Consider the following 18,906-nt stretch of genomic DNA (forward strand, 5'->3'; position numbering starts at 1 on the left):
TCCTATTTATCAGCGGTGGTAGAGATATCGCCCGGCGCGGCATCGCTCCACCATTGGATCATTGATGCGTTCGGTGCCAAATCAAAGCACGGCTTACCCAGCAAGTGATTGAGGATGCGGGCTGAACGCCAGGCCATCAGGCTCAGTCCGCCTTCTGCGCTGCCGTGGCTGTGTATTCCGGCATTAACCGCATAAATTCGATTTTGCTCCGGCCCGAGCCAGTCCAGATTAAAATTCGGCAGTAGCGGCAGATGCTGTTCCGCATCGAGAGGAATGCGCGGCAGCAAGGGTTTCAGGTAAGCGGGCAGCGAAGCGCGATAGCCGGTGGCCAGAATGACGATATCGGCCCTGAAACTTTCCTGGCGATTTTCCAGGCCGTGAAGCGTGCACAGATGAAAAGCTTCACCCATTGATTCGATGGCCAGTAGGGTGCGATGAGGCAGTAAACGCACATTGCGCGTCTGGCGCATCACGTCAAAACGCATATATAGCTCACGGTACAGGGTTCGCAGCGTATGATTGCTGATGCCGTCTGCCGGCAATTTCTGTGTTTTGATTTCACGCTCGCGGATTTCTGACGGCAGTGTATAGAAATAGTCGACGTATTCGGGAGTGAAGTATTCGTTGGTGAAGGGGGACTCATCCAGCGGCTGAAAATTGGGACGGCGCGAGAGCCAGTCCAGCTGCGCCGGTTCGCCCCAGTGCCCCTGCAATGCGTTCAAAAACACATCGGCGCCGCTTTGGCCGCCGCCCACCACCATAACTCGCTTGCCGCTGAAGTCCGGATTGCGCAGGGCTATTTCGGCGGCATGCATGCAGTTTTCGCCCAGCGCCGGGTAAAACGCGTTCGGTAACCAAGGGTTATGGCCGGTGCCCAGACAGATATTTTTCGCCCACAGCGTCTGATCATGGGTGGTTACCTTGAACAAACTCTTTTCATCGTCAAAATCAATGCGCTCTACGGACTGTGAAAACTGTAGCCCGTCTAATCTTTCGCAGGCCCAGCGTAGATAGTCGGAAAATTCTTCTCGGCTGATAATTTGCTGCTCGGTGATTAAAAACCGATAAATTTTTTTCTGTTCTACCAAGTAATTAATAAATGAAAATTGGCTGCGTGGGCTGACGGCGGTAACCAAATCCTGCAGCACATATGTCTGCATATAAGCGGAAGGCAGCAGCATGCCGGGGTGCCAGCGGAAGCTCGCGTTACGATCGAGAAAGGTATAGTTGACGGCGCCGCTTTCGGCGGCCAGAGCGGCCAGACTGAGATTGAAAGGCCCCAATCCCACGCCAATCAAGTCGAAAGGTTCGTTCATTTAAGCTTATCTCTCACGCGGAAAAATTGATGAGATAAGCTTAGGTGAGTTTTGGCGCCGGAGACGTAAAATGCGGTCGCCGAAGAGGATATGGCGCCCGCAGGCGATTATTTGCCGATGCAGAAGCTGGAGAAGATGCGGCCCAGCAGATCGTCTGAGGTGAATTTGCCGGTGATTTCGCTCAAGGCCAGCTGCGCCTGGCGCAGTTCCTCGGCCAGCAGCTCGCCCGCGTAAGCGCTCACTAACTGTTCTTTGCCCTGCACCAGATGCTGCGCCGCCAGTTCCAGCGCCTGCAGGTGGCGACGGCGCGCCAGGAAGCCGCCTTCCATGTTGCTGGTGAAGCCCATGCTCTGTTTAAGATGATCGCGCAGCACATCGACGCCTTCGCCGGTGCGGGCCGACAGGCGAATAAGCGAGTGGTTGTTCACTTCTGTCAGACCCAGCGTTTCGCCGGTGATGTCGGCCTTGTTGCGCACCACGGTGATCGGCAGCGTGTTCGGCAGGCGCGCCATAAACTCCGGCCAGATTTCGGCCGGCTCGGTGGCGGCGGTGGTGGTGCCGTCAACCATAAACAGCACTCTGTCGGCCTGTTCGATCTCGTTCCATGCACGTTCGATGCCGATGCGCTCCACTTCGTCGCTGGCGTCGCGCAGGCCGGCGGTGTCGATGATGTGCAGCGGCATGCCGTCGATATGGATGTGTTCGCGCAGAACGTCGCGGGTGGTGCCGGCGATATCGGTGACGATCGCCGCTTCGCGCCCGGCCAACGCATTGAGCAGGCTGGATTTACCGGCGTTAGGACGCCCGGCGATCACCACCTTCATCCCTTCGCGCAGCAGGCTGCCCTGGCGCGCTTCACCGCGCACGTTGTCCAGATCCGCCATCACGTCATTGAGCTGCGCCTCGATTTTACCGTCGGACAGGAAGTCGATTTCCTCGTCCGGGAAGTCGATCGCCGCCTCCACGTAGATTCGCAGGTGAGTGAGCGCTTCCACGAGCTGGTGGATGCGGGTGGAGAACGCGCCCTGCAGCGAGTTCATCGCCGAACGCGCCGCCTGCTCGGAGCTGGCGTCGATCAGGTCGGCGATCGCTTCGGCCTGCGCCAAATCGAGTTTGTCGTTGAGAAACGCGCGTTCGGAGAACTCGCCGGGCCGGGCGATGCGTACGTCGGGTAGCGCCAGCACGCGCTTGAGCAGCAGATCGAGGATCACCGGCCCGCCGTGGCCCTGCAGTTCCAGCACGTCTTCGCCGGTAAAGGAGTTCGGCCCGGGGAACCACAGCGCGATGCCCTGATCGAGAGTGTCACCGGCGGCGTCGCGGAACGGCAGATAGTCAGCGTAGCGCGGCTTCGGCAGCTTGCCGAGCAACGCCTGGGCGACGTCTTTGGCCTTGCTTCCGGAAATGCGCAGAATGCCGACGCCGCCGCGTCCCGGCGGGGTGGCTTGGGCTACGATGGTATCGGTGGTGCTCATAACGGTTCTCTCTGACGATTAAGATGCAAAAAGGCGGTCTAATGACCGCCTTTGGGGTGACTGCAAGGGTCGGCGCGCCGAACCCCTACAATACGCTTAGCTTTTTTTCTTGTCGCGGCTGTGCAGGCCACGTTTTTCCAGACCACGGTAAATCAGCTGCTGCTGCAGGATGGTCACCAGGTTACTGACGATGTAGTACAGCACCAGACCGGACGGGAACCACAGGAAGAACACTGTGAAGATCACCGGCATGAAGGTCATGATTTTCTGCTGCATCGGGTCAGTCACGGTGGTCGGCGACATCTTCTGAATGAAGAACATCGTCACGCCCATCAGGATTGGCAGGATGTAGTACGGGTCTTGCGCCGACAGGTCATGGATCCACAGGGCGAACGGCGCGTGGCGCAGCTCGACCGAACCCATCAGCATGTAGTACAGCGCCAGGAAGATCGGCATCTGAATGATCAGCGGCAGGCAGCCGCCGAGCGGGTTCACTTTCTCCGCCTTGTACAGCGCCATCATCTCTTGGCTCATGCGCTGCTTGTCATCGCCGATGCGCTCGCGCATCGCCTGCAGCTTCGGCTGCAGCATGCGCATTTTCGCCATCGAGGTGTACTGCGCCTTGGTCAGCGGGTACATGATGCCGCGCACGATGAAGGTGATGATAATGATGGAGAAGCCCCAGTTACCGATAAAGCCGTGGATGAACTTCAGCAGTTTGAACAGCGGCTGGGAGATGAACCACAGCCAGCCGTAATCCACGGTCAGATCCAGGTGCGGCGCCAGCTGGGCCATCTGGTCCTGCAGCTCCGGGCCGACCCACAGGGTCGCGTTCAGCTGCTGCTGAGCACCCGGCTGCACCACGACCGGCGTAGATTTGAAGCCGATGGTGGACAGGTTGTCACCCGGTTTGGCGGTATAGAAGGTGTTGTCACCTTTGGTCGCCGGTACCCACGCGGTGGCGAAGTACTGTTGCAGCATGGCGACCCAACCGTCTTTGGTGGTGACGCTCAGGTTTTCATCTTTGTCGAACGCGTATTTTTGGTACTTGTCCTCGCTGGACGAGTACGCCGCGCCGCGGAAGGTGTGCAGCGCGAAGTTGCTGCTGCCGGTGTCGCGGTGTTTAGGCAATTCGGTGGTCTGCTTCAGCTGGCCGAACAGGGTCAGCTCCAGCGGCGTCGCGCCTTTGTTGTCGATGCTGTAATCCACGCCGACCGCATAGTGGTTGCGTTTGAGCACGAACGTCTTGGTGTAGACTGCGCCGTCTTTATCGGTGTAGGTCAGCGGGATGCGCAGCTCGTCCTGGCCTTCCGGCAGGGTGTAGCTGTCTTGCGCCGCCTGATACAGCGGGCGTTCGCCGTTGGCCGGGTTGTCCGGGCCGTTTTTACCGGTCAGGCCGCTTTGCGCCTGATAGACGAACGACGGAGTGGTTTCCAGCAGTTGGAACGGAGTCGATGAACCCAGAGTATCCGGGTAGGCCAACAGTTTAGCCTGCTCGATATCGCCACCACGGGTGTTGATGGTCAGTGACAGCACGTCGGTGTTCACGGTAATCAGCTTACCCTGACCACTGGCTGGCACGGCCTGGCTGGCGGCATCACCGGCTACTGCGTTCGAAGTCTGTTGCGTGGTCTGTGCGGCCGGCTGCGGAGCGTTGTCCGTTTGCCATGCCTGCCAGATCATGAAAGACACGAACAGCAGAGCGATGAGGAGAAGATTGCGTTGCGAATCCATCGTTAGTGTTCTCTGTTATCGTCGGTTTTTGGCGGCACCGGATCATCGCCACCTGGGTTCAAAGGGTGGCATTTTAATACGCGTTTCAATGCTAACCAACTGCCTTTTATCATGCCAAACCTGCTTAATGCCTCAATTGCGTAATGAGAGCATGTCGGCTGGAAGCGACAACGAGGCCCTAGCAGCGGACTGATGACGAGCTGATAGGCCCGCACCAGCCCGATCAGGATGCGGGAGCCTGGCGACAGTGGCGACGCCATAATTTATCCAAAGCTTCCGTCAGCGCGCGGTTATCCAAATCCGCTATCCCCTTTTTGGCCACCACGACAAAATCCATCGCCGGTAATTCGTGCTGGCGCAGGCGGAAGCTTTCGCGGGTTAGGCGTTTGATCCGATTACGCTCGTGCGCGCGTTTGACGTGTTTTTTGGCGACGGTAAGACCGATGCGGGGATGCCCCAGCTGGTTCAGGCGGCCGAGGATGGTAATTTGCGGCGTGCCAGCCCGTTGTGGCTGCTGGAAGACGAAAGTGAAATGAGTGGGAGTTAACAAACGTAACTCCCTGGGAAAAGCGAGCTTAACCACTCAGCGGGTTAGCTTTATTACTTAGAAACAGTCAGACGAGCACGGCCTTTCGCACGACGGCGGGCCAGAACTTGACGACCATTTTTGGTGGCCATACGAGCACGGAAACCGTGGCTACGGTTGCGCTTCAATACGGACGGTTGGAAAGTGCGTTTCATAGCGATTTCTACCTAAACTTAAAATAATTACTGATCAGTAAACGCGTTTGGCTACTCGGCGTGAAGATGACCGACGCCTCAATCGCAATACATAAAGAAGCGGGATTGTAATAATTGTACAGTCCTGAGTCAATTCACATCGCGCCAGCCTACCTGGTTGTCTGCCAATAACGGAACAAAATCCGGTCTTGGCCCGTGGTCACCGCAGAATCCTGTCTGGCTAATGACGCACCATAAGGAACCAGGTATCACACGTAGGGCGAAGATTATACGGACTCGGGGTGAAATCGCAAGGATCCCCGAGAGATCCTTTGCGCGCGATCGCAGGATCCGGCGTGGATAACAGGGTATAACCGGTTGACAATGTAAAAAATGCGGCGCAGCGGCCGGGATCTGCGCGGTCATCCGGCGCCGACGGTGAAAAGATCGCCGCCGGCCGCGGCCTGTGGATAAAATGGATCTAATCTGTGAGGAAGGGGAGGATCTCTTGCGCGGATTGCGCTATGATCCGTCATTCCGATCGCGATCCCTCATGCCGGGATCGTGAGGGACACAAACCGTGAAAGGCGGTTCGCATCCCCCACAGGCAAACCGCCGATGCCGGGTATGTGTCAAAAATCATGAGTTATAAAAAAGTTGCCCGTTTCTTTTCTTTATTGATCTTGTTCGAGTGGAGTCCGCCGTGTCACTTTCGCTTTGGCAGCAGTGTCTTGCCCGATTGCAGGATGAGTTACCTGCCACAGAATTTAGTATGTGGATACGCCCATTGCAGGCGGAACTGAGTGACAACACCTTGGCGCTGTATGCGCCTAACCGCTTTGTGCTGGATTGGGTTCGCGATAAGTACTTAAACAACATCAATGGTCTGCTGAATGATTTCTGCGGCACGGACGCGCCTTTGCTGCGTTTTGAAGTCGGCAGCAAGCCGATCGCGCAGGTGATCAGCCAGACCGTGACCGCCAGCGTCAGCAGCGCCCCTGTGGCCCCCGCGGCGCGCACGGCCGCGCCTTTGCGCCCGAGCTGGGACAACGCGGCGGCGCAACCCGAGCTCTCTTACCGCTCCAACGTCAACCCCAAACACACCTTCGACAACTTCGTCGAGGGTAAGTCCAACCAATTGGCGCGCGCGGCGGCTCGTCAGGTGGCGGACAACCCGGGCGGCGCCTATAACCCGCTGTTCCTGTATGGCGGCACCGGCCTGGGTAAAACCCACCTGCTGCACGCGGTCGGCAACGGCATCATGGCGCGCAAGGCCAACGCCAAAGTGGTCTACATGCACTCGGAACGCTTCGTGCAGGACATGGTCAAAGCGTTGCAGAACAACGCCATCGAAGAGTTTAAGCGTTACTACCGTTCGGTCGACGCCTTGCTGATCGATGACATCCAATTCTTCGCCAACAAGGAGCGTTCGCAGGAAGAGTTCTTCCATACCTTTAACGCTCTGTTGGAAGGCAATCAGCAGATCATCCTGACCTCGGATCGCTACCCTAAAGAGATCAACGGGGTGGAAGATCGTCTGAAGTCGCGCTTCGGCTGGGGGCTGACGGTGGCGATCGAGCCGCCGGAGCTGGAAACCCGCGTGGCGATCCTGATGAAAAAGGCCGACGAAAACGACATCCGCCTGCCGGGCGAAGTGGCGTTCTTCATCGCCAAGCGCCTGCGTTCCAACGTGCGTGAGCTCGAAGGGGCGCTGAACCGCGTGATCGCCAACGCCAACTTTACCGGCCGGGCCATCACCATCGATTTCGTGCGCGAAGCGCTGCGCGATCTGCTGGCGCTGCAGGAAAAGCTGGTCACCATCGACAATATCCAAAAGACGGTGGCGGAGTATTACAAGATTAAAGTCGCGGATTTGCTGTCCAAGCGGCGTTCGCGATCCGTTGCCCGCCCGCGCCAGATGGCGATGGCGTTGGCGAAGGAACTCACCAACCACAGCCTGCCGGAAATCGGCGATGCGTTTGGTGGCCGCGACCATACCACGGTGTTGCACGCCTGCCGGAAGATCGAGCAGCTGCGTGAGGAAAGTCACGACATCAAAGAAGATTTCTCCAATTTAATCAGAACATTATCTTCATAGCGCTATGAAATTTATCGTTGAACGTGAGCATCTGCTAAAACCGCTGCAACAGGTAAGCAGCCCGCTGGGCGGCCGCCCGACCTTGCCGATCCTGGGCAACCTGCTGCTGCAGGTGACGGAAGGCTCCCTGCTGCTGACCGGCACCGATCTGGAGATGGAGATGGTGGCGCGCGTCGCCCTGTCCCAACCGCACGAGCCGGGCGCGACCACCGTGCCCGCGCGTAAATTCTTTGATATCTGTCGCGGCCTGCCGGAAGGGGCGGAGATCGCCGTCACGCTGGAAAGCGAGCGCATGCTGGTGCGGTCCGGCCGCAGCCGCTTCTCGCTGTCCACGCTGCCGGCGGCGGACTTCCCGAACCTGGACGACTGGCAGAGCGAGGTGGAGTTCACCTTGCCGCAGGCGACGCTGAAGCGCCTGATCGAAGCCACCCAGTTCTCGATGGCCCATCAGGACGTGCGTTACTACCTGAACGGCATGCTGTTTGAAACCGAAGGCGAAGAACTGCGCACCGTCGCGACCGACGGCCACCGCCTGGCGGTGTGCTCGATGCCGATCGGCCAACAGCTGCCGTCGCATTCGGTGATCGTGCCGCGTAAAGGGGTGATGGAGCTGGTGCGCCTGCTGGACGGCGGCGATTCGCTGCTGCAGCTGCAGATCGGCAGCAACAACATTCGCGCCCACGTCGGCGATTTCATCTTCACCTCCAAGCTGGTTGACGGCCGTTTCCCGGACTATCGCCGCGTCTTGCCGAAGAACCCGGATAAAACGCTGGAAGCCGGCTGCGATCTGCTCAAGCAGGCGTTTGCCCGCGCGGCGATTCTCTCGAACGAGAAATTCCGCGGCGTGCGACTGTACGTCAGCCAGAACCAGCTGAAGATCACCGCCAACAACCCGGAGCAGGAAGAGGCGGAAGAGATCCTCGACGTCAGCTACGACGGCGCGGAGATGGAGATCGGCTTCAACGTCAGCTACGTGCTGGACGTGTTGAACGCGCTCAAGTGTGAAGACGTGCGCCTGCTGTTGACCGATTCGGTCTCCAGCGTGCAGATCGAAGACGGCGCCAGCCAGGCGGCGGCCTACGTTGTCATGCCAATGCGGTTGTAGTCTCGTTACCTTGAATTACAGCACCGTCATCGGTAAAGAGATTGCATGGCTCTGACGCGTTTATTGATTAAAGATTTCCGCAATATCGAGGCGGCGGATTTGGCGCTGGCGCCGGGATTCAACTTCCTGGTCGGCGCCAACGGCAGCGGCAAGACCAGCGTGCTGGAAGCGGTGTATACGCTCGGCCACGGCCGCGCCTTTCGCAGCCTGCAGGCCGGTCGGGTCATTCGCCACGACCAGCCGGAGTTCGTGCTGCACGGCCGCATCGAAGGCGCGGAGCGCGAGCTGTCGGTAGGATTGAGCAAGAGCCGTCAGGGTGACAGCAAAGTACGCATCGATGGCAGCGATGGCCACAAGGTGGCCGAGCTGGCGCAGCTGCTGCCCATGCAGCTGATCACCCCCGAAGGTTTTACCCTGCTGAACGGCGGGCCGAAATTCCGGCGCGCCTTCCTGGACTGGGGCTGTTTTCATAACGAACCCGGTTTTTTCACCGCCTGGAGCAACCTGAAACGGTTACTGAAGCAGCGCAATGCCGCGCTGCGCCAGGTGAGTCGCTATGCGCAGATCCGCGCCTGGGATCAGGAACTGATCCCGCTCGCGGAGCGCATCAGCGAATGGCGGGCGGAATACAGCGACGCGATCGCCGCGGATATCACCGCGACCTGCGCGCAGTTTCTGCCTGAATTCGCCCTGACCTTCTCCTTCCAGCGCGGCTGGGACAAAGAGAGCGACTACGGCGAGCTGCTGGAGCGCCAGTTCGAGCGCGACAGGGCGTTGACCTATACCGCGGTGGGGCCGCATAAAGCGGACTTCCGCATTCGTGCCGACGGCACGCCGGTAGAGGATTTGTTATCGCGCGGTCAGCTTAAGCTGCTGATGTGCGCGTTGCGCTTGGCGCAGGGTGAGTTTCTCACCCGGCAGAGCGGGCGGCGTTGCCTGTATCTGATTGATGATTTTGCCTCCGAGCTGGACACCGGCCGTCGCCGGTTGCTGGCCGATCGCCTGAAAGCCACCCAGGCCCAGGTTTTTGTCAGCGCGGTGAGCGCTGAACAAGTGACCGACATGGCCGGTGAAAAGGGCAAGATGTTCCGCGTGGAACAGGGTAAAATAGAGGTTCAACCACAGGACTAAAATGAGCGAGAAACGTTGATGTCGAATTCTTATGACTCCTCAAGTATCAAGGTATTAAAAGGGCTGGATGCGGTGCGCAAGCGCCCGGGCATGTATATCGGCGATACCGATGACGGCACCGGTCTGCACCACATGGTATTCGAGGTTGTGGACAACGCTATCGACGAAGCGCTCGCGGGCCACTGTAGTGACATTCAGGTCACCATCCATGCCGACAACTCGGTATCGGTACAGGATGACGGCCGCGGCATTCCGACCGGCATTCACCCGGAAGAAGGGGTTTCAGCCGCAGAGGTCATCATGACCGTGCTGCACGCCGGCGGTAAATTCGACGACAACTCCTATAAGGTTTCCGGCGGCCTGCACGGCGTGGGCGTCTCGGTGGTTAACGCCCTGTCGGAGAAACTGGAGCTGGTGATCCGCCGCGAAGGCAAAGTGCACGAACAGACTTACAGCCACGGCGAGCCGCAGGCGCCGCTGACCGTGGTGGGCGAAACCGAACAGACGGGCACCATGGTGCGCTTCTGGCCGAGCCACCAGACCTTCACCAATGTGACCGATTTCGAGTACGACATTCTGGCCAAGCGTCTGCGCGAGCTGTCCTTCCTCAACTCCGGCGTGTCTATCCGCCTGAAGGACAAGCGCACCGACCGTGAAGATCACTTCCATTACGAAGGCGGCATCAAGGCGTTTGTCGAGTACCTGAACAAGAACAAAACCCCGATCCACCCGAACGTGTTCTACTTCTCGACCGTGAAAGACGACATCGGCGTGGAAGTGGCGCTGCAGTGGAACGACGGTTTCCAGGAAAACATCTACTGCTTCACCAACAACATTCCGCAGCGCGACGGCGGCACGCACCTGGTCGGTTTCCGTACCGCGATGACCCGTACGCTGAACAGCTACATGGAGAAGGAAGGCTACAGCAAGAAGGCCAAGGTCAGCGCCACCGGCGATGACGCGCGTGAAGGTCTGATCGCCGTGGTGTCGGTGAAGGTGCCGGATCCCAAGTTCTCTTCTCAGACCAAGGACAAGCTGGTCTCTTCCGAGGTGAAAACCGCGGTTGAAACGCTGATGAACGAGAAGCTGGTGGATTACCTGATGGAGAATCCGGGCGACGCGAAAATCGTGGTCGGCAAAATCATCGACGCGGCGCGTGCGCGCGAAGCGGCGCGTAAAGCGCGTGAGATGACCCGCCGCAAAGGCGCGCTGGATCTGGCCGGCCTGCCGGGCAAGCTGGCGGACTGCCAGGAACGCGATCCGGCGCTGTCCGAACTGTACCTGGTGGAAGGGGACTCCGCGGGCGGCTCTGCCAAGCAGGGGCGCAACCGCAAGAACCAGGCTATCTTGCCGCTGAAGGGGAAAATCCTCAACGTCGAGAAAGCGCGTTTCGACAAAATGCTCTCCTCGCAGGAAGTCGCGACGCTGATCACCGCGCTGGGTTGCGGCATCGGCCGCGACGAGTACAGCCCGGACAAGCTGCGTTACCACAGCATCATCATCATGACCGATGCCGACGTCGACGGTTCGCACATCCGTACGCTGCTGTTGACCTTCTTCTACCGCCAGATGCCGGAAATCATCGAGCGTGGCCACGTGTTTATCGCACAGCCGCCGCTGTACAAGGTGAAGAAAGGCAAGCAGGAGCAGTACATCAAAGATGACGAGGCGATGGATCAGTACCAGATCGCCATCGCGATGGACGGCGCTACGCTGCATACCAATGCCAGCGCACCGGCGCTCGGCGGTGAGCAGCTGGAAAAACTGGTGGCCGAACACTACGGCGTGCAAAAGCTGATTGGCCGCATGGAGCGCCGCTACCCGCGCGCGCTGCTGAACAACCTGATCTATCAGCCGACGCTGAACGAAGGCGATCTGAGCGATGAGGCCAAGGTGAAAACCTGGATCGCTTCGCTGGTGCAGGCGCTGAACGACAAAGAGCAGCACGGCAGCAGCTATGACTTCGTGATCTTCGAGAACCGCGAACGCCAGATGTTCGAACCGGCGCTGCGCATCCGCACCCACGGCGTGGATACCGACTATAAGCTGGACTTCGACTTCATCCACGGCGGCGAATACCGCAAGATCTGCCAGCTGGGCGAACAGCTGCGCGGGCTGATCGAAGACGGCGCGTTCATCGAGCGCGGCGAACGTCGTCAGCCGGTAGACAGCTTCGAGCAGGCGCTGGAGTGGCTGGTGAAAGAGTCGCGCCGCGGCCTGTCGGTGCAGCGCTATAAAGGCCTGGGCGAGATGAACCCGGAGCAGCTGTGGGAAACCACCATGGATCCGGAAAGCCGCCGCATGCTGCGCGTGACCGTCAAGGACGCCATCGCTGCCGATCAGCTGTTCACCACGCTGATGGGCGATGCGGTTGAGCCGCGCCGCGCCTTTATCGAAGAAAACGCCCTGAAAGCGGCGAACATCGATATCTGATGCGTTAATGGCTGTGAAAATCCGCGCCGGGCGACCCGCGCGGATTTTTTTACGCCTTTTTTGGCGCTGACAGCCAAGGCTGAAACGCGTTAGCATGGGAAAAAACCACTGGGAGAAGCGTTGAATGGCTATTGAACTGATTGCGATCGACATGGACGGCACGTTGCTGGATCCGCAGCACCAAATCACGCCGGCGGTAAAGCAGGCTATCGCGGCGGCGCGGCGCAAAGGGGTGCACGTGGTGCTGGCCACCGGGCGGCCTTATGTCGGCGTGCAGGACTATCTGCGCCAGTTAGACATTCAGGGCCCCGGCGATTTTTGCATAACCTACAACGGCGCGCTGGTGCTGCGCGCGGCCGACGGCGCCTGTATTCTGCAGGAAACCCTGGGTTTTGAGGACTATCTGCACTTCGAGCAGATGGCGCGCGAGCTCGGCGTTCACTACCAGGCGTTTGACTTTGACACCCTGTATACCCCGAACAAAGACATCGGCAAATACACCATACACGAGGCGGAAATGACCGGTATTCCGTTGAAATACCGCAGCGTGGAGGAGATGGATCGCCAGATGCGTTTCCCGAAAGTGATGATGATCGACGAGCCGGCGCTGCTGGACAACGCGATTGCGCGCATCCCGGCGGAAACGCGCGAGCGTTACACCATTCTGAAAAGCGCGCCTTACTACCTCGAAATCCTGCATAAGAACGTCGATAAGGGCGCCGGGGTGAGAATGCTGGCCGAGCACCTCGGCGTGGCGCGGGAAAACATCATGACGCTGGGGGATCAGGCCAACGATACGGCGATGATCGAGTATGCCGGCGTCGGCGTGGCGATGGGCAACGCCATTCCCGAGCTGAAAGCGGTGGCGCAGTTTGTCACCGGCGCCAATACCGAAGACGGCGTGGCGCGCGCCATCGAGAAGTTCGTGCTCAACGCCTGATCAAGTGGGGCGCTACGGCGCCCCTTTATATTGCCGCCAACACCCCTTTGGCGATCTGCAGATCCTGAATCGCCAGCCCGGTAAGATCGGCGATGGTGATGTGCAGCGGCTCGCTTCGCAACCGCCCTCCCAGCGCCAAGATGGCGCCCATTTCGACGATTGGCGTTGAAATCAGCCTATTTTGCCGATAAGCCGTCGCGATCTCGCCATAGTCAGCGCACTGCGCCAGCGCATCGACCAGCAGTGCGTCCGCGCGAGCCACCAGATCGGTCGCCAGCTCCTGCTTGCCGGGCGCGTCGGCACCCACGGCGGTGATGTGCGTGCCGGGCCGAATATCCGCCGCCTGTAAAATCGGTTCGCGGCTGGGCGTGGTAGTGACGATCAGCTGACAGTGCGCCGCCAGTTCCGCCGCATCCTGCGTAACCCGCACCCGAAAACCTTCGGCCTCGGCTTCGCGCCGATACGCCGCCAGCGCCTGATCGTTGCGGCCCCACACCCACACTTCGCGGCAATCGGTCACCGGTTTCAGACATTGCAGCTGCAGCCGGGCCTGCAGGCCGGTGCCGACCATGCCGATCGCCTGAATATGCGGCGGCGCGCACAGTTCGGCGGCGATGCGGCCGGCCAGTGCGGTGCGCAGCGCGGTCAGCCAGCCCTCATCCTGCAGCAGCGCCCGAGGTTCGCCGGTCTGGGCGGAGAACGCCACCACCAGCCCCTGATTGCTGGCCAAACCGCGTTCGGCGTTGCGATAGAAACCGGCGGAGACCTTGACCACGAACATCTCTTCGCCTTCCAGCCAGGCGGATTTGATGCAGCAATCGCCGGCGGCCTGCTCGAACAGGAAATGCTGTACCGGCGGCTGTTGCACCCGCCGTTGCGAATAGGCGATAAAACCCTGCTTCAACAGCGGGGTTATAGCCTCGGCGTCGAACGCGGCGAGGATTTGCTGCCGATTAAGGATGTGCATCGGCGATGGCCTTGAGGTACTTCTCCAGCACGATGTTTTTACCGCACAGCACCACCGCCACTTTTTTTCCCTGGTATTCCGGTGCCAGCTTGATCGCCGCCGCCAGCGCCACGCCGGCCGCGCCTTCGATAATCCACCGATCGCTGGCGGCGATCCGGCGCATCGCGTGCTTGATCTCCGTCTCGCTGACCAGCACTTTGCGGTCGATCAGCTGTTGGCACAGCGGGAAGGTCACGGCGCCCGGCTCGACGCCGCCGGCGGTGCCGTCGGACAGGGTGTCTTGCTCTTCCACCGGGAAGATATGGCCCGCTTCCAGCGCGCTGTACATACTGGTGGCGTTTTCCGGCCAGCAGGCGATAAGCTGCGTGTTCGGCGACAATTGCCGCAGAACGGTGCCGATACCGGCGATATAGCCACCCCCGCCGACCGCCACGAACACGGCGTCCAGACCGGTGAGCTGTTCAACCAGCTCCATGCCGCAGGTGCCCTGGCCGGCGATCACCTGCTCGTCGTTATACGGCGAGATATAGGTTTTTCCCTGTTCGCGGGCGGCCTGTTCTCCGGCCAGTTCGGCGTTCAGCGCATCGCCCGGCACCCGTTCCACGGTGCCGCCCAGCGCGCGGATGGTGTCTAGCTTGATGCTCGCCGCCGTCTCTGGCGCATAAACCGTGACGCCAACGCCCATCAGCTGCCCCGCCAAAGCGACCGCCTGGCCGTGGTTGCCGGTAGAGGCGGCGATCACGCCGCGCCGGCGTTGCTCGCTATCCAGTAACCTTAGCTTGTTGCTGGCGCCGCGAAATTTAAAGGAGCCGGTGTGCTGCAGATGGTCGCATTTCAGATACAGCTCGCAGCCCAGCTGCTGTGAAAGCAGCACGCTGCGCTCCAATGGCGTGACCCGTACCTGAGGGCGCAGCTGTTGATGGGCAGAAACAATGGCATCGAAGAGGGGGTTCATACCGGCTCCAGAATGTTTGGACTTAAAAATCCAGTTTGTACTTTTTTGTATTAATTGTAAACCCCGTCGCCCGGCCGCCGGGCAAAAGCGGGCACGGGGTAATGTGATCGCACTGGCGGCGAAAAATAATCATTAACGTATAGTTTAGCGGCACGATTTTTTATTTATTTGCGTTAAGGAAGTCGCAACCGCTCAATTATTTTAATAAGGGAACGACAATGAAAAAAATATTACTCGCCTCATTAACCTACGCCGCGCTGACACCGTTTGGTTTCGCCGCCAAAGATGTGACCACCCAACCGGAGGTCTATTTTCTGCAAGAGTCGCAATCGATAGACAGCCTGGCGTTATTGCCGCCGCCGCCCGCCGTTGACAGCATCGATTTTATGAATGACAAGGCGCAATATGATGCCGGGAAATTATTGCGTAATACCGAACGGGGCAAACAGGCTTATCACGACGCACACGTAACGGGGGATGGCGTCGCCGCCGCATTATCCGGCGCTTTCGGTACGGAAATCACCCAGGATAATACGCCGGAGCTGTTCAAACTGGTGATGAAAATGCGTGAAGACGCCGGCGATCTGGCTACCCGCAGCGTCAAAAATCACTATATGCGCATTCGGCCGTTCGCTTTTTACCATGAGCCCACTTGCCGACCGGATGAAGAGAGCACGCTATCGACGAACGGCTCTTATCCTTCCGGGCACACCGCCATCGGTTGGGCGACCGCGCTGGTGCTGGCGGAGATTAACCCTCCCAGGCAGGGGACGATACTGCAGCGCGGCTATGAGATGGGCCAGAGCCGGGTGATTTGCGGTTATCACTGGCAAAGCGACGTGACCGCCGCGCGCTTGGTCGCCTCGGCCATCGTCGCCCGACTGCACGCGGAGCCCACCTTCGCCGCGCAGTTGCAAAGGGCCAAAACGGAATTCAACGCCCTGAAAAAATAACCCTGCTTCACGCGGCAGCGCGCCATATGAAACGCTGCCGCCGATCCGGTAAGATGGCGACTCAGTGCCGGCATGCGCAGGAGAACCGCCATGAGCCATCGGGAAAAACAGCTGACTTTCGACCCTCGCGGGCATCAGTTAACCAATATCAACGTCTGGACGCCGGACAGCCAATGGCTGGCTTATGACGTGCGCCCGCGCGGCGCCTCTTTCACCGGTCTGAGCATCGAGCGGGTCAACGTCGCCAGCGGCGCGGTGGAGGTGGTTTATCGCGCTCAGCACGGCGCCCACGTCGGCGTGGTCACGGTCAGCCCCGATGCGCCGGCGCGCTATGCCTTTATCCATGGCCCGGAGCACCCGGACAGCGCCTGGCAATATGATTTTCACCACCGCCGCGGGGTGATCGTCAGCGAACCGGATCGCGAGTTGGCCATCACCCTCGACGCGCTGGATATCACCGCCCCCTACACCCCCGGCGCGCTGCGCGGCGGCAGCCATGTGCACGTTTTCAGCCCGGACGGCAGCCGCCTCAGCTTTACCTATAACGATCACGTCATGCACGAGTGCGATCCAGCGCGCGATCTGCGCAACGTTGGGGTGGCCGTGCCACTGCACGGGGTCAATCCGCCGAAACAGCATCCGCGCGAGTATGACGGCAGCCACTATTGCGTGCTGGTCAGCGAGACCGTGCCGCAGCCGCAGCCGGGCAGCGATCAGATCAATCGTGCTTACGAAGAAGGCTGGATTGGCCGCGAAGGTTACCGTAAGGCCGACGGCAGCCGGCAGCGCTGGGCGCTGGCGTTCATCGGCGATACGCTGTCCGCCGCCGGTGAAAAGCTGCCGGAGGTGTTTATCGTTGATCTGCCGGAGAACGATGCCGATTACGCCAGGGCGGGCGCTCTGCCGCTGCAGGGAACGGAAAGCGAGCTGCCGGCGCCGCCGCAGGGCGTCAGGCAGCGGCGGGTGACCTTTACCGGCGATCGTCGTTTTCCGGGCGTGGCCGGCGCACCGCGCCACTGGCTGCGCAGCTCGCCGGACGGCAGCCAGATCGCGTTTTTGATGAAGGATGACGGCGGCGTGGTGCAGCTGTGGACGGTGTCGCCGAACGGCGGGGAGCCGCGCCAGGTGAGCCACAGCGAGCATGATATCCAGTCTGCCTTCAGCTGGCACCCGCAGGGCGGGGCGATTGCCTTGGTGTGTGACAACAGCGTGATGCTGTGCGAGGTCGCCGGCGGCCGTCTACAGCGTTTGACGCAGCGCAGCGCGCAGCCGCCGTCAGGGGACGCCGTGGTGTTTTCACCGGACGGCAAGAAAGTGGCGTTTATGCGCGAGATAGCGGGATTCAACCAGATCTTTGTGGTTGAGGTGTAAGGCGGGCCTGATGGCCCGCTGCGTGTGTGATTAGTGTGTGGCGGCGCTGTCGTTGCCTTCGCCGGGATTGCCGGTTGCCGCCAGATTCTGCTGCTCGCTGCGCAGGATGCGCGCTTTTGGCGAGTCTGTGGTGGCGTCGTTGCCGGAACGCAGATAGTCGTAAGGCAGCAGTACGGTGTCCATCACCGCAGAGAACGGCAGATCCAGTGCCACCAGCGGCATCATCGCCCAACTGGTGTTGTCGTCCTTCAGCATGTCCACGCTGGCGCGGGTGCCGGGATAGTAACCCTGATTCGGGCCGGTATGGCTCATCACGCTGGAGCAACCGCTGGTCGCCAACAACATGCAGCCCGTCGCTATCGCTTTCATCGTCGTCATTAATCCATCCTGCAGGGTTGCTGTGCCCCTAAAATTAAGCTGAGTTATAACATCCTGTCGCTGCTTTAAAAGAAGCAAAATCCCGCTCTGTGGCGGCTCTCTCACTTTAGTGTAAGTGGTAAAAAAACTTTCGCCTAATCGGTACGAAGTTTTTTTGATCCTCGCCTGTTGAATTTATGAAATCAACCCCCATTTTATCATCAGAGCCGAATTGAGAATTCGCCGTAAGGGAATTCTGGCTTAATTAGCCTGTCCAGAGTGGAAGGCGTATTTATTTCAACCTCGCTGAAGTGCCTTAGGAGGCTGTTTTATGCGTAATTTTGATCTTTCCCCGCTATACCGTTCCGCCATTGGTTTCGATCGCCTGTTCAACGCGCTGGAAGCCGGCCAGAGTCAGGGCAACGGCGGTTATCCGCCTTATAATGTCGAGCTGGTGGACGAAAATCATTATCGCATCGCCATCGCGGTAGCCGGGTTTGCCGAGCAGGAGCTGGAGATCACCACGCAAGATAATCTGCTGATCGTGCGCGGGGCGCACAATAACGAACCGGCAGAAAAAACCTATTTATATCAGGGCATCGCCGAGCGCAATTTCGAGCGTAAATTCCAGCTGGCCGAACACATTCAAATTAAAGGTGCCAAACTGGAGAATGGCCTGTTGTATATCGACATGCAACGCATCGTGCCGGAAACATTAAAACCGCGCCGCATCGAAATTAAATAAATTTCCGTTTCGCCGGCAGGTACGCTGCCGGCAAATAATACCTAGCCTGCCGTCAGGGGGCTGAATAAACACATCTCGCTTAATGAAAGGAGTTGTTCCTATGCGTAATTACGATTTATCCCCGCTTCTGCGTCAGTGGATTGGTTTTGATAAATTGGCCAGCTCAATGGGCGGCCAGGAACCCCAGGGGTTCCCGCCGTATAACATCGAGAAAAGCGATGACAATCACTACCGCATTTCTCTGGCGCTGGCCGGTTTCCGGCAGAGCGAACTGAATATTGAAGTGGAAGGGCCGCGGCTGACCGTCAGCGGTAAACCCACTCCGCCGGAAAAACAGGTCGAATACCTGCATCAGGGCCTGGTGTGCAAAGAGTTCCAGTTGACCTTCACCCTGGCGGAGCATCTGCAGGTGTCGGAGGCCAAATTTGAAAACGGCCTGCTGCACATCGATCTGGTGCGTCAGGTGCCGGAAGCCTTGCAGCCGCAGCGCATCGCCATCGGGGCGACGCCGGAGCTGGAAGCCAAATAACCGACTGAAAAACGGTCATCATCATGCGGGGGAGATCCAGACGGGTCTCCCCCGCTGCGTTATGTGGCGCATGCCACAGT

General features: G+C 59.3%; 18 protein-coding genes. 9 read left to right on the forward strand and 9 right to left on the reverse strand.

Translation table 11 applies throughout. The features are described 5' to 3' along the window. Positions 1 to 2: 2 nt before the first annotated feature. The 6 genes from ACSBQQ_RS17255 to rpmH form a co-directional block, all read right to left on the reverse strand. Entirely contained in the window at positions 3 to 1,316 is a 1,314-nt protein-coding gene (locus ACSBQQ_RS17255) for a lysine N(6)-hydroxylase/L-ornithine N(5)-oxygenase family protein (protein ID WP_060426673.1), read from the reverse strand. A gap of 107 nt (positions 1,317 to 1,423) precedes the next feature. Further along, positions 1,424 to 2,788 (reverse strand): tRNA uridine-5-carboxymethylaminomethyl(34) synthesis GTPase MnmE, encoded by a 1,365-nt coding sequence (gene mnmE, locus ACSBQQ_RS17260; protein WP_060429032.1) that lies wholly within the window; start codon positions 2,786 to 2,788, stop codon positions 1,424 to 1,426. Between the two features lie 96 nt (positions 2,789 to 2,884). Further along, positions 2,885 to 4,522 (reverse strand): membrane protein insertase YidC, encoded by a 1,638-nt coding sequence (yidC, locus tag ACSBQQ_RS17265; protein WP_016929601.1) that lies wholly within the window; start codon positions 4,520 to 4,522, stop codon positions 2,885 to 2,887. A 2-nt stretch (positions 4,523 to 4,524) separates the two neighbouring features. Continuing rightward, positions 4,525 to 4,782: a membrane protein insertion efficiency factor YidD gene (yidD, locus tag ACSBQQ_RS17270; RefSeq protein ID WP_004933881.1), complete on the reverse strand. Its 258-nt coding sequence runs from the start codon at positions 4,780 to 4,782 to the stop codon at positions 4,525 to 4,527. Beyond that, on the reverse strand, positions 4,746 to 5,105 hold the full coding sequence (gene rnpA / locus ACSBQQ_RS17275) for a ribonuclease P protein component (protein ID WP_004933883.1): 360 nt from the start codon (positions 5,103 to 5,105) through the stop codon (positions 4,746 to 4,748). Before rnpA ends, yidD begins: the two co-directional genes overlap by 37 nt. Before the next feature lie 17 nt (positions 5,106 to 5,122). Then, positions 5,123 to 5,263, reverse strand: coding sequence for a 50S ribosomal protein L34 (gene rpmH / locus ACSBQQ_RS17280; RefSeq protein ID WP_000831330.1), 141 nt, complete (start codon positions 5,261 to 5,263; stop codon positions 5,123 to 5,125). A 682-nt stretch (positions 5,264 to 5,945) separates the two neighbouring features. On the opposite strand from rpmH, the gene dnaA reads away from it, so the two are divergent. From dnaA to yidA, 5 genes are all read left to right on the forward strand, one after another. Continuing rightward, positions 5,946 to 7,340 (forward strand): chromosomal replication initiator protein DnaA, encoded by a 1,395-nt coding sequence (dnaA, locus tag ACSBQQ_RS17285; protein ID WP_080431119.1) that lies wholly within the window; start codon positions 5,946 to 5,948, stop codon positions 7,338 to 7,340. 4 nt (positions 7,341 to 7,344) lie between these two features. After that, positions 7,345 to 8,445: a DNA polymerase III subunit beta gene (gene dnaN, locus ACSBQQ_RS17290; RefSeq protein ID WP_004933892.1), complete on the forward strand. Its 1,101-nt coding sequence runs from the start codon at positions 7,345 to 7,347 to the stop codon at positions 8,443 to 8,445. Between the two features lie 45 nt (positions 8,446 to 8,490). After that, the gene (recF, locus tag ACSBQQ_RS17295; RefSeq protein ID WP_033653950.1) at positions 8,491 to 9,576 is read left to right on the forward strand and encodes a DNA replication/repair protein RecF; all 1,086 of its coding nucleotides are present in this window, start codon (positions 8,491 to 8,493) and stop codon (positions 9,574 to 9,576) included. 18 nt (positions 9,577 to 9,594) lie between these two features. Beyond that, the gene (gyrB, locus tag ACSBQQ_RS17300; RefSeq protein WP_039568277.1) at positions 9,595 to 12,009 is read left to right on the forward strand and encodes a DNA topoisomerase (ATP-hydrolyzing) subunit B; all 2,415 of its coding nucleotides are present in this window, start codon (positions 9,595 to 9,597) and stop codon (positions 12,007 to 12,009) included. Positions 12,010 to 12,133: 124 nt separating this feature from the next. Beyond that, positions 12,134 to 12,949, forward strand: coding sequence for a sugar-phosphatase (gene yidA / locus ACSBQQ_RS17305; RefSeq protein ID WP_033649554.1), 816 nt, complete (start codon positions 12,134 to 12,136; stop codon positions 12,947 to 12,949). 25 nt (positions 12,950 to 12,974) lie between these two features. On the opposite strand, the gene ACSBQQ_RS17310 is transcribed toward yidA, so the two are convergent. Next, positions 12,975 to 13,916 carry an ornithine cyclodeaminase family protein gene (locus ACSBQQ_RS17310; protein WP_039568275.1) on the reverse strand — a complete coding sequence of 314 codons (942 nt, stop codon included), beginning with the start codon at positions 13,914 to 13,916 and terminating at the stop codon, positions 12,975 to 12,977. Beyond that, entirely contained in the window at positions 13,903 to 14,871 is a 969-nt protein-coding gene (locus tag ACSBQQ_RS17315; protein ID WP_039568273.1) for a threonine/serine dehydratase, read from the reverse strand. Before ACSBQQ_RS17315 ends, ACSBQQ_RS17310 begins: the two co-directional genes overlap by 14 nt. A 218-nt stretch (positions 14,872 to 15,089) precedes the next feature. Between ACSBQQ_RS17315 and ACSBQQ_RS17320 the strand changes: the two genes are divergently transcribed. Together ACSBQQ_RS17320 and ACSBQQ_RS17325 are read left to right on the forward strand one after the other, a co-directional pair. After that, positions 15,090 to 15,824: an acid phosphatase gene (locus ACSBQQ_RS17320; protein WP_060429036.1), complete on the forward strand. Its 735-nt coding sequence runs from the start codon at positions 15,090 to 15,092 to the stop codon at positions 15,822 to 15,824. Between the two features lie 90 nt (positions 15,825 to 15,914). Further along, a complete protein-coding gene (locus ACSBQQ_RS17325) occupies positions 15,915 to 17,195 on the forward strand; it encodes a DUF3748 domain-containing protein (RefSeq protein ID WP_041037321.1) in 1,281 nt (426 codons plus the stop codon). Between the two features lie 30 nt (positions 17,196 to 17,225). Here the strand turns inward: ACSBQQ_RS17325 and ACSBQQ_RS17330 are convergent, their stop codons facing one another. Beyond that, a complete protein-coding gene (locus ACSBQQ_RS17330; protein ID WP_049197081.1) occupies positions 17,226 to 17,573 on the reverse strand; it encodes a YceK/YidQ family lipoprotein in 348 nt (115 codons plus the stop codon). A gap of 310 nt (positions 17,574 to 17,883) precedes the next feature. Here ACSBQQ_RS17330 and ibpA point away from each other — a divergent pair, with 310 nt between their 5' ends. Both ibpA and ibpB read left to right on the forward strand, forming a co-directional pair. Further along, positions 17,884 to 18,297, forward strand: a complete 414-nt coding sequence (gene ibpA / locus ACSBQQ_RS17335; RefSeq protein WP_004933919.1) for a small heat shock chaperone IbpA — start codon at positions 17,884 to 17,886, stop codon at positions 18,295 to 18,297. 100 nt (positions 18,298 to 18,397) lie between these two features. After that, positions 18,398 to 18,826, forward strand: a complete 429-nt coding sequence (ibpB, locus tag ACSBQQ_RS17340) for a small heat shock chaperone IbpB (RefSeq protein ID WP_004933922.1) — start codon at positions 18,398 to 18,400, stop codon at positions 18,824 to 18,826. Positions 18,827 to 18,906: the final 80 nt, after the last annotated feature.

Origin of the sequence: Serratia sp. G204Y (assembly GCF_051172435.1) — a bacterium.
Taxonomy (GTDB): domain Bacteria; phylum Pseudomonadota; class Gammaproteobacteria; order Enterobacterales; family Enterobacteriaceae; genus Serratia; species Serratia sarumanii.

What these genes read in the sequence shown, in the direction of transcription:
- ACSBQQ_RS17255 (WP_060426673.1), bottom strand. Translation starts at nt 1,316, where the DNA reads ATGAACGAACCTTTCGACTTGATTGGCGTGGGATTGGGGCCTTTCAAT.
- mnmE (WP_060429032.1), bottom strand. Translation starts at nt 2,788, where the DNA reads ATGAGCACCACCGATACCATCGTAGCCCAAGCCACCCCGCCGGGACGC.
- yidC (WP_016929601.1), bottom strand. Translation starts at nt 4,522, where the DNA reads ATGGATTCGCAACGCAATCTTCTCCTCATCGCTCTGCTGTTCGTGTCT.
- yidD (WP_004933881.1), bottom strand. Translation starts at nt 4,782, where the DNA reads ATGGCGTCGCCACTGTCGCCAGGCTCCCGCATCCTGATCGGGCTGGTG.
- rpmH (WP_000831330.1), bottom strand. Translation starts at nt 5,263, where the DNA reads ATGAAACGCACTTTCCAACCGTCCGTATTGAAGCGCAACCGTAGCCAC.
- dnaN (WP_004933892.1), top strand. Translation starts at nt 7,345, where the DNA reads ATGAAATTTATCGTTGAACGTGAGCATCTGCTAAAACCGCTGCAACAG.
- recF (WP_033653950.1), top strand. Translation starts at nt 8,491, where the DNA reads ATGGCTCTGACGCGTTTATTGATTAAAGATTTCCGCAATATCGAGGCG.
- gyrB (WP_039568277.1), top strand. Translation starts at nt 9,595, where the DNA reads ATGTCGAATTCTTATGACTCCTCAAGTATCAAGGTATTAAAAGGGCTG.
- yidA (WP_033649554.1), top strand. Translation starts at nt 12,134, where the DNA reads ATGGCTATTGAACTGATTGCGATCGACATGGACGGCACGTTGCTGGAT.
- ACSBQQ_RS17310 (WP_039568275.1), bottom strand. Translation starts at nt 13,916, where the DNA reads ATGCACATCCTTAATCGGCAGCAAATCCTCGCCGCGTTCGACGCCGAG.
- ACSBQQ_RS17315 (WP_039568273.1), bottom strand. Translation starts at nt 14,871, where the DNA reads ATGAACCCCCTCTTCGATGCCATTGTTTCTGCCCATCAACAGCTGCGC.
- ACSBQQ_RS17320 (WP_060429036.1), top strand. Translation starts at nt 15,090, where the DNA reads ATGAAAAAAATATTACTCGCCTCATTAACCTACGCCGCGCTGACACCG.
- ACSBQQ_RS17325 (WP_041037321.1), top strand. Translation starts at nt 15,915, where the DNA reads ATGAGCCATCGGGAAAAACAGCTGACTTTCGACCCTCGCGGGCATCAG.
- ACSBQQ_RS17330 (WP_049197081.1), bottom strand. Translation starts at nt 17,573, where the DNA reads ATGACGACGATGAAAGCGATAGCGACGGGCTGCATGTTGTTGGCGACC.
- ibpA (WP_004933919.1), top strand. Translation starts at nt 17,884, where the DNA reads ATGCGTAATTTTGATCTTTCCCCGCTATACCGTTCCGCCATTGGTTTC.
- ibpB (WP_004933922.1), top strand. Translation starts at nt 18,398, where the DNA reads ATGCGTAATTACGATTTATCCCCGCTTCTGCGTCAGTGGATTGGTTTT.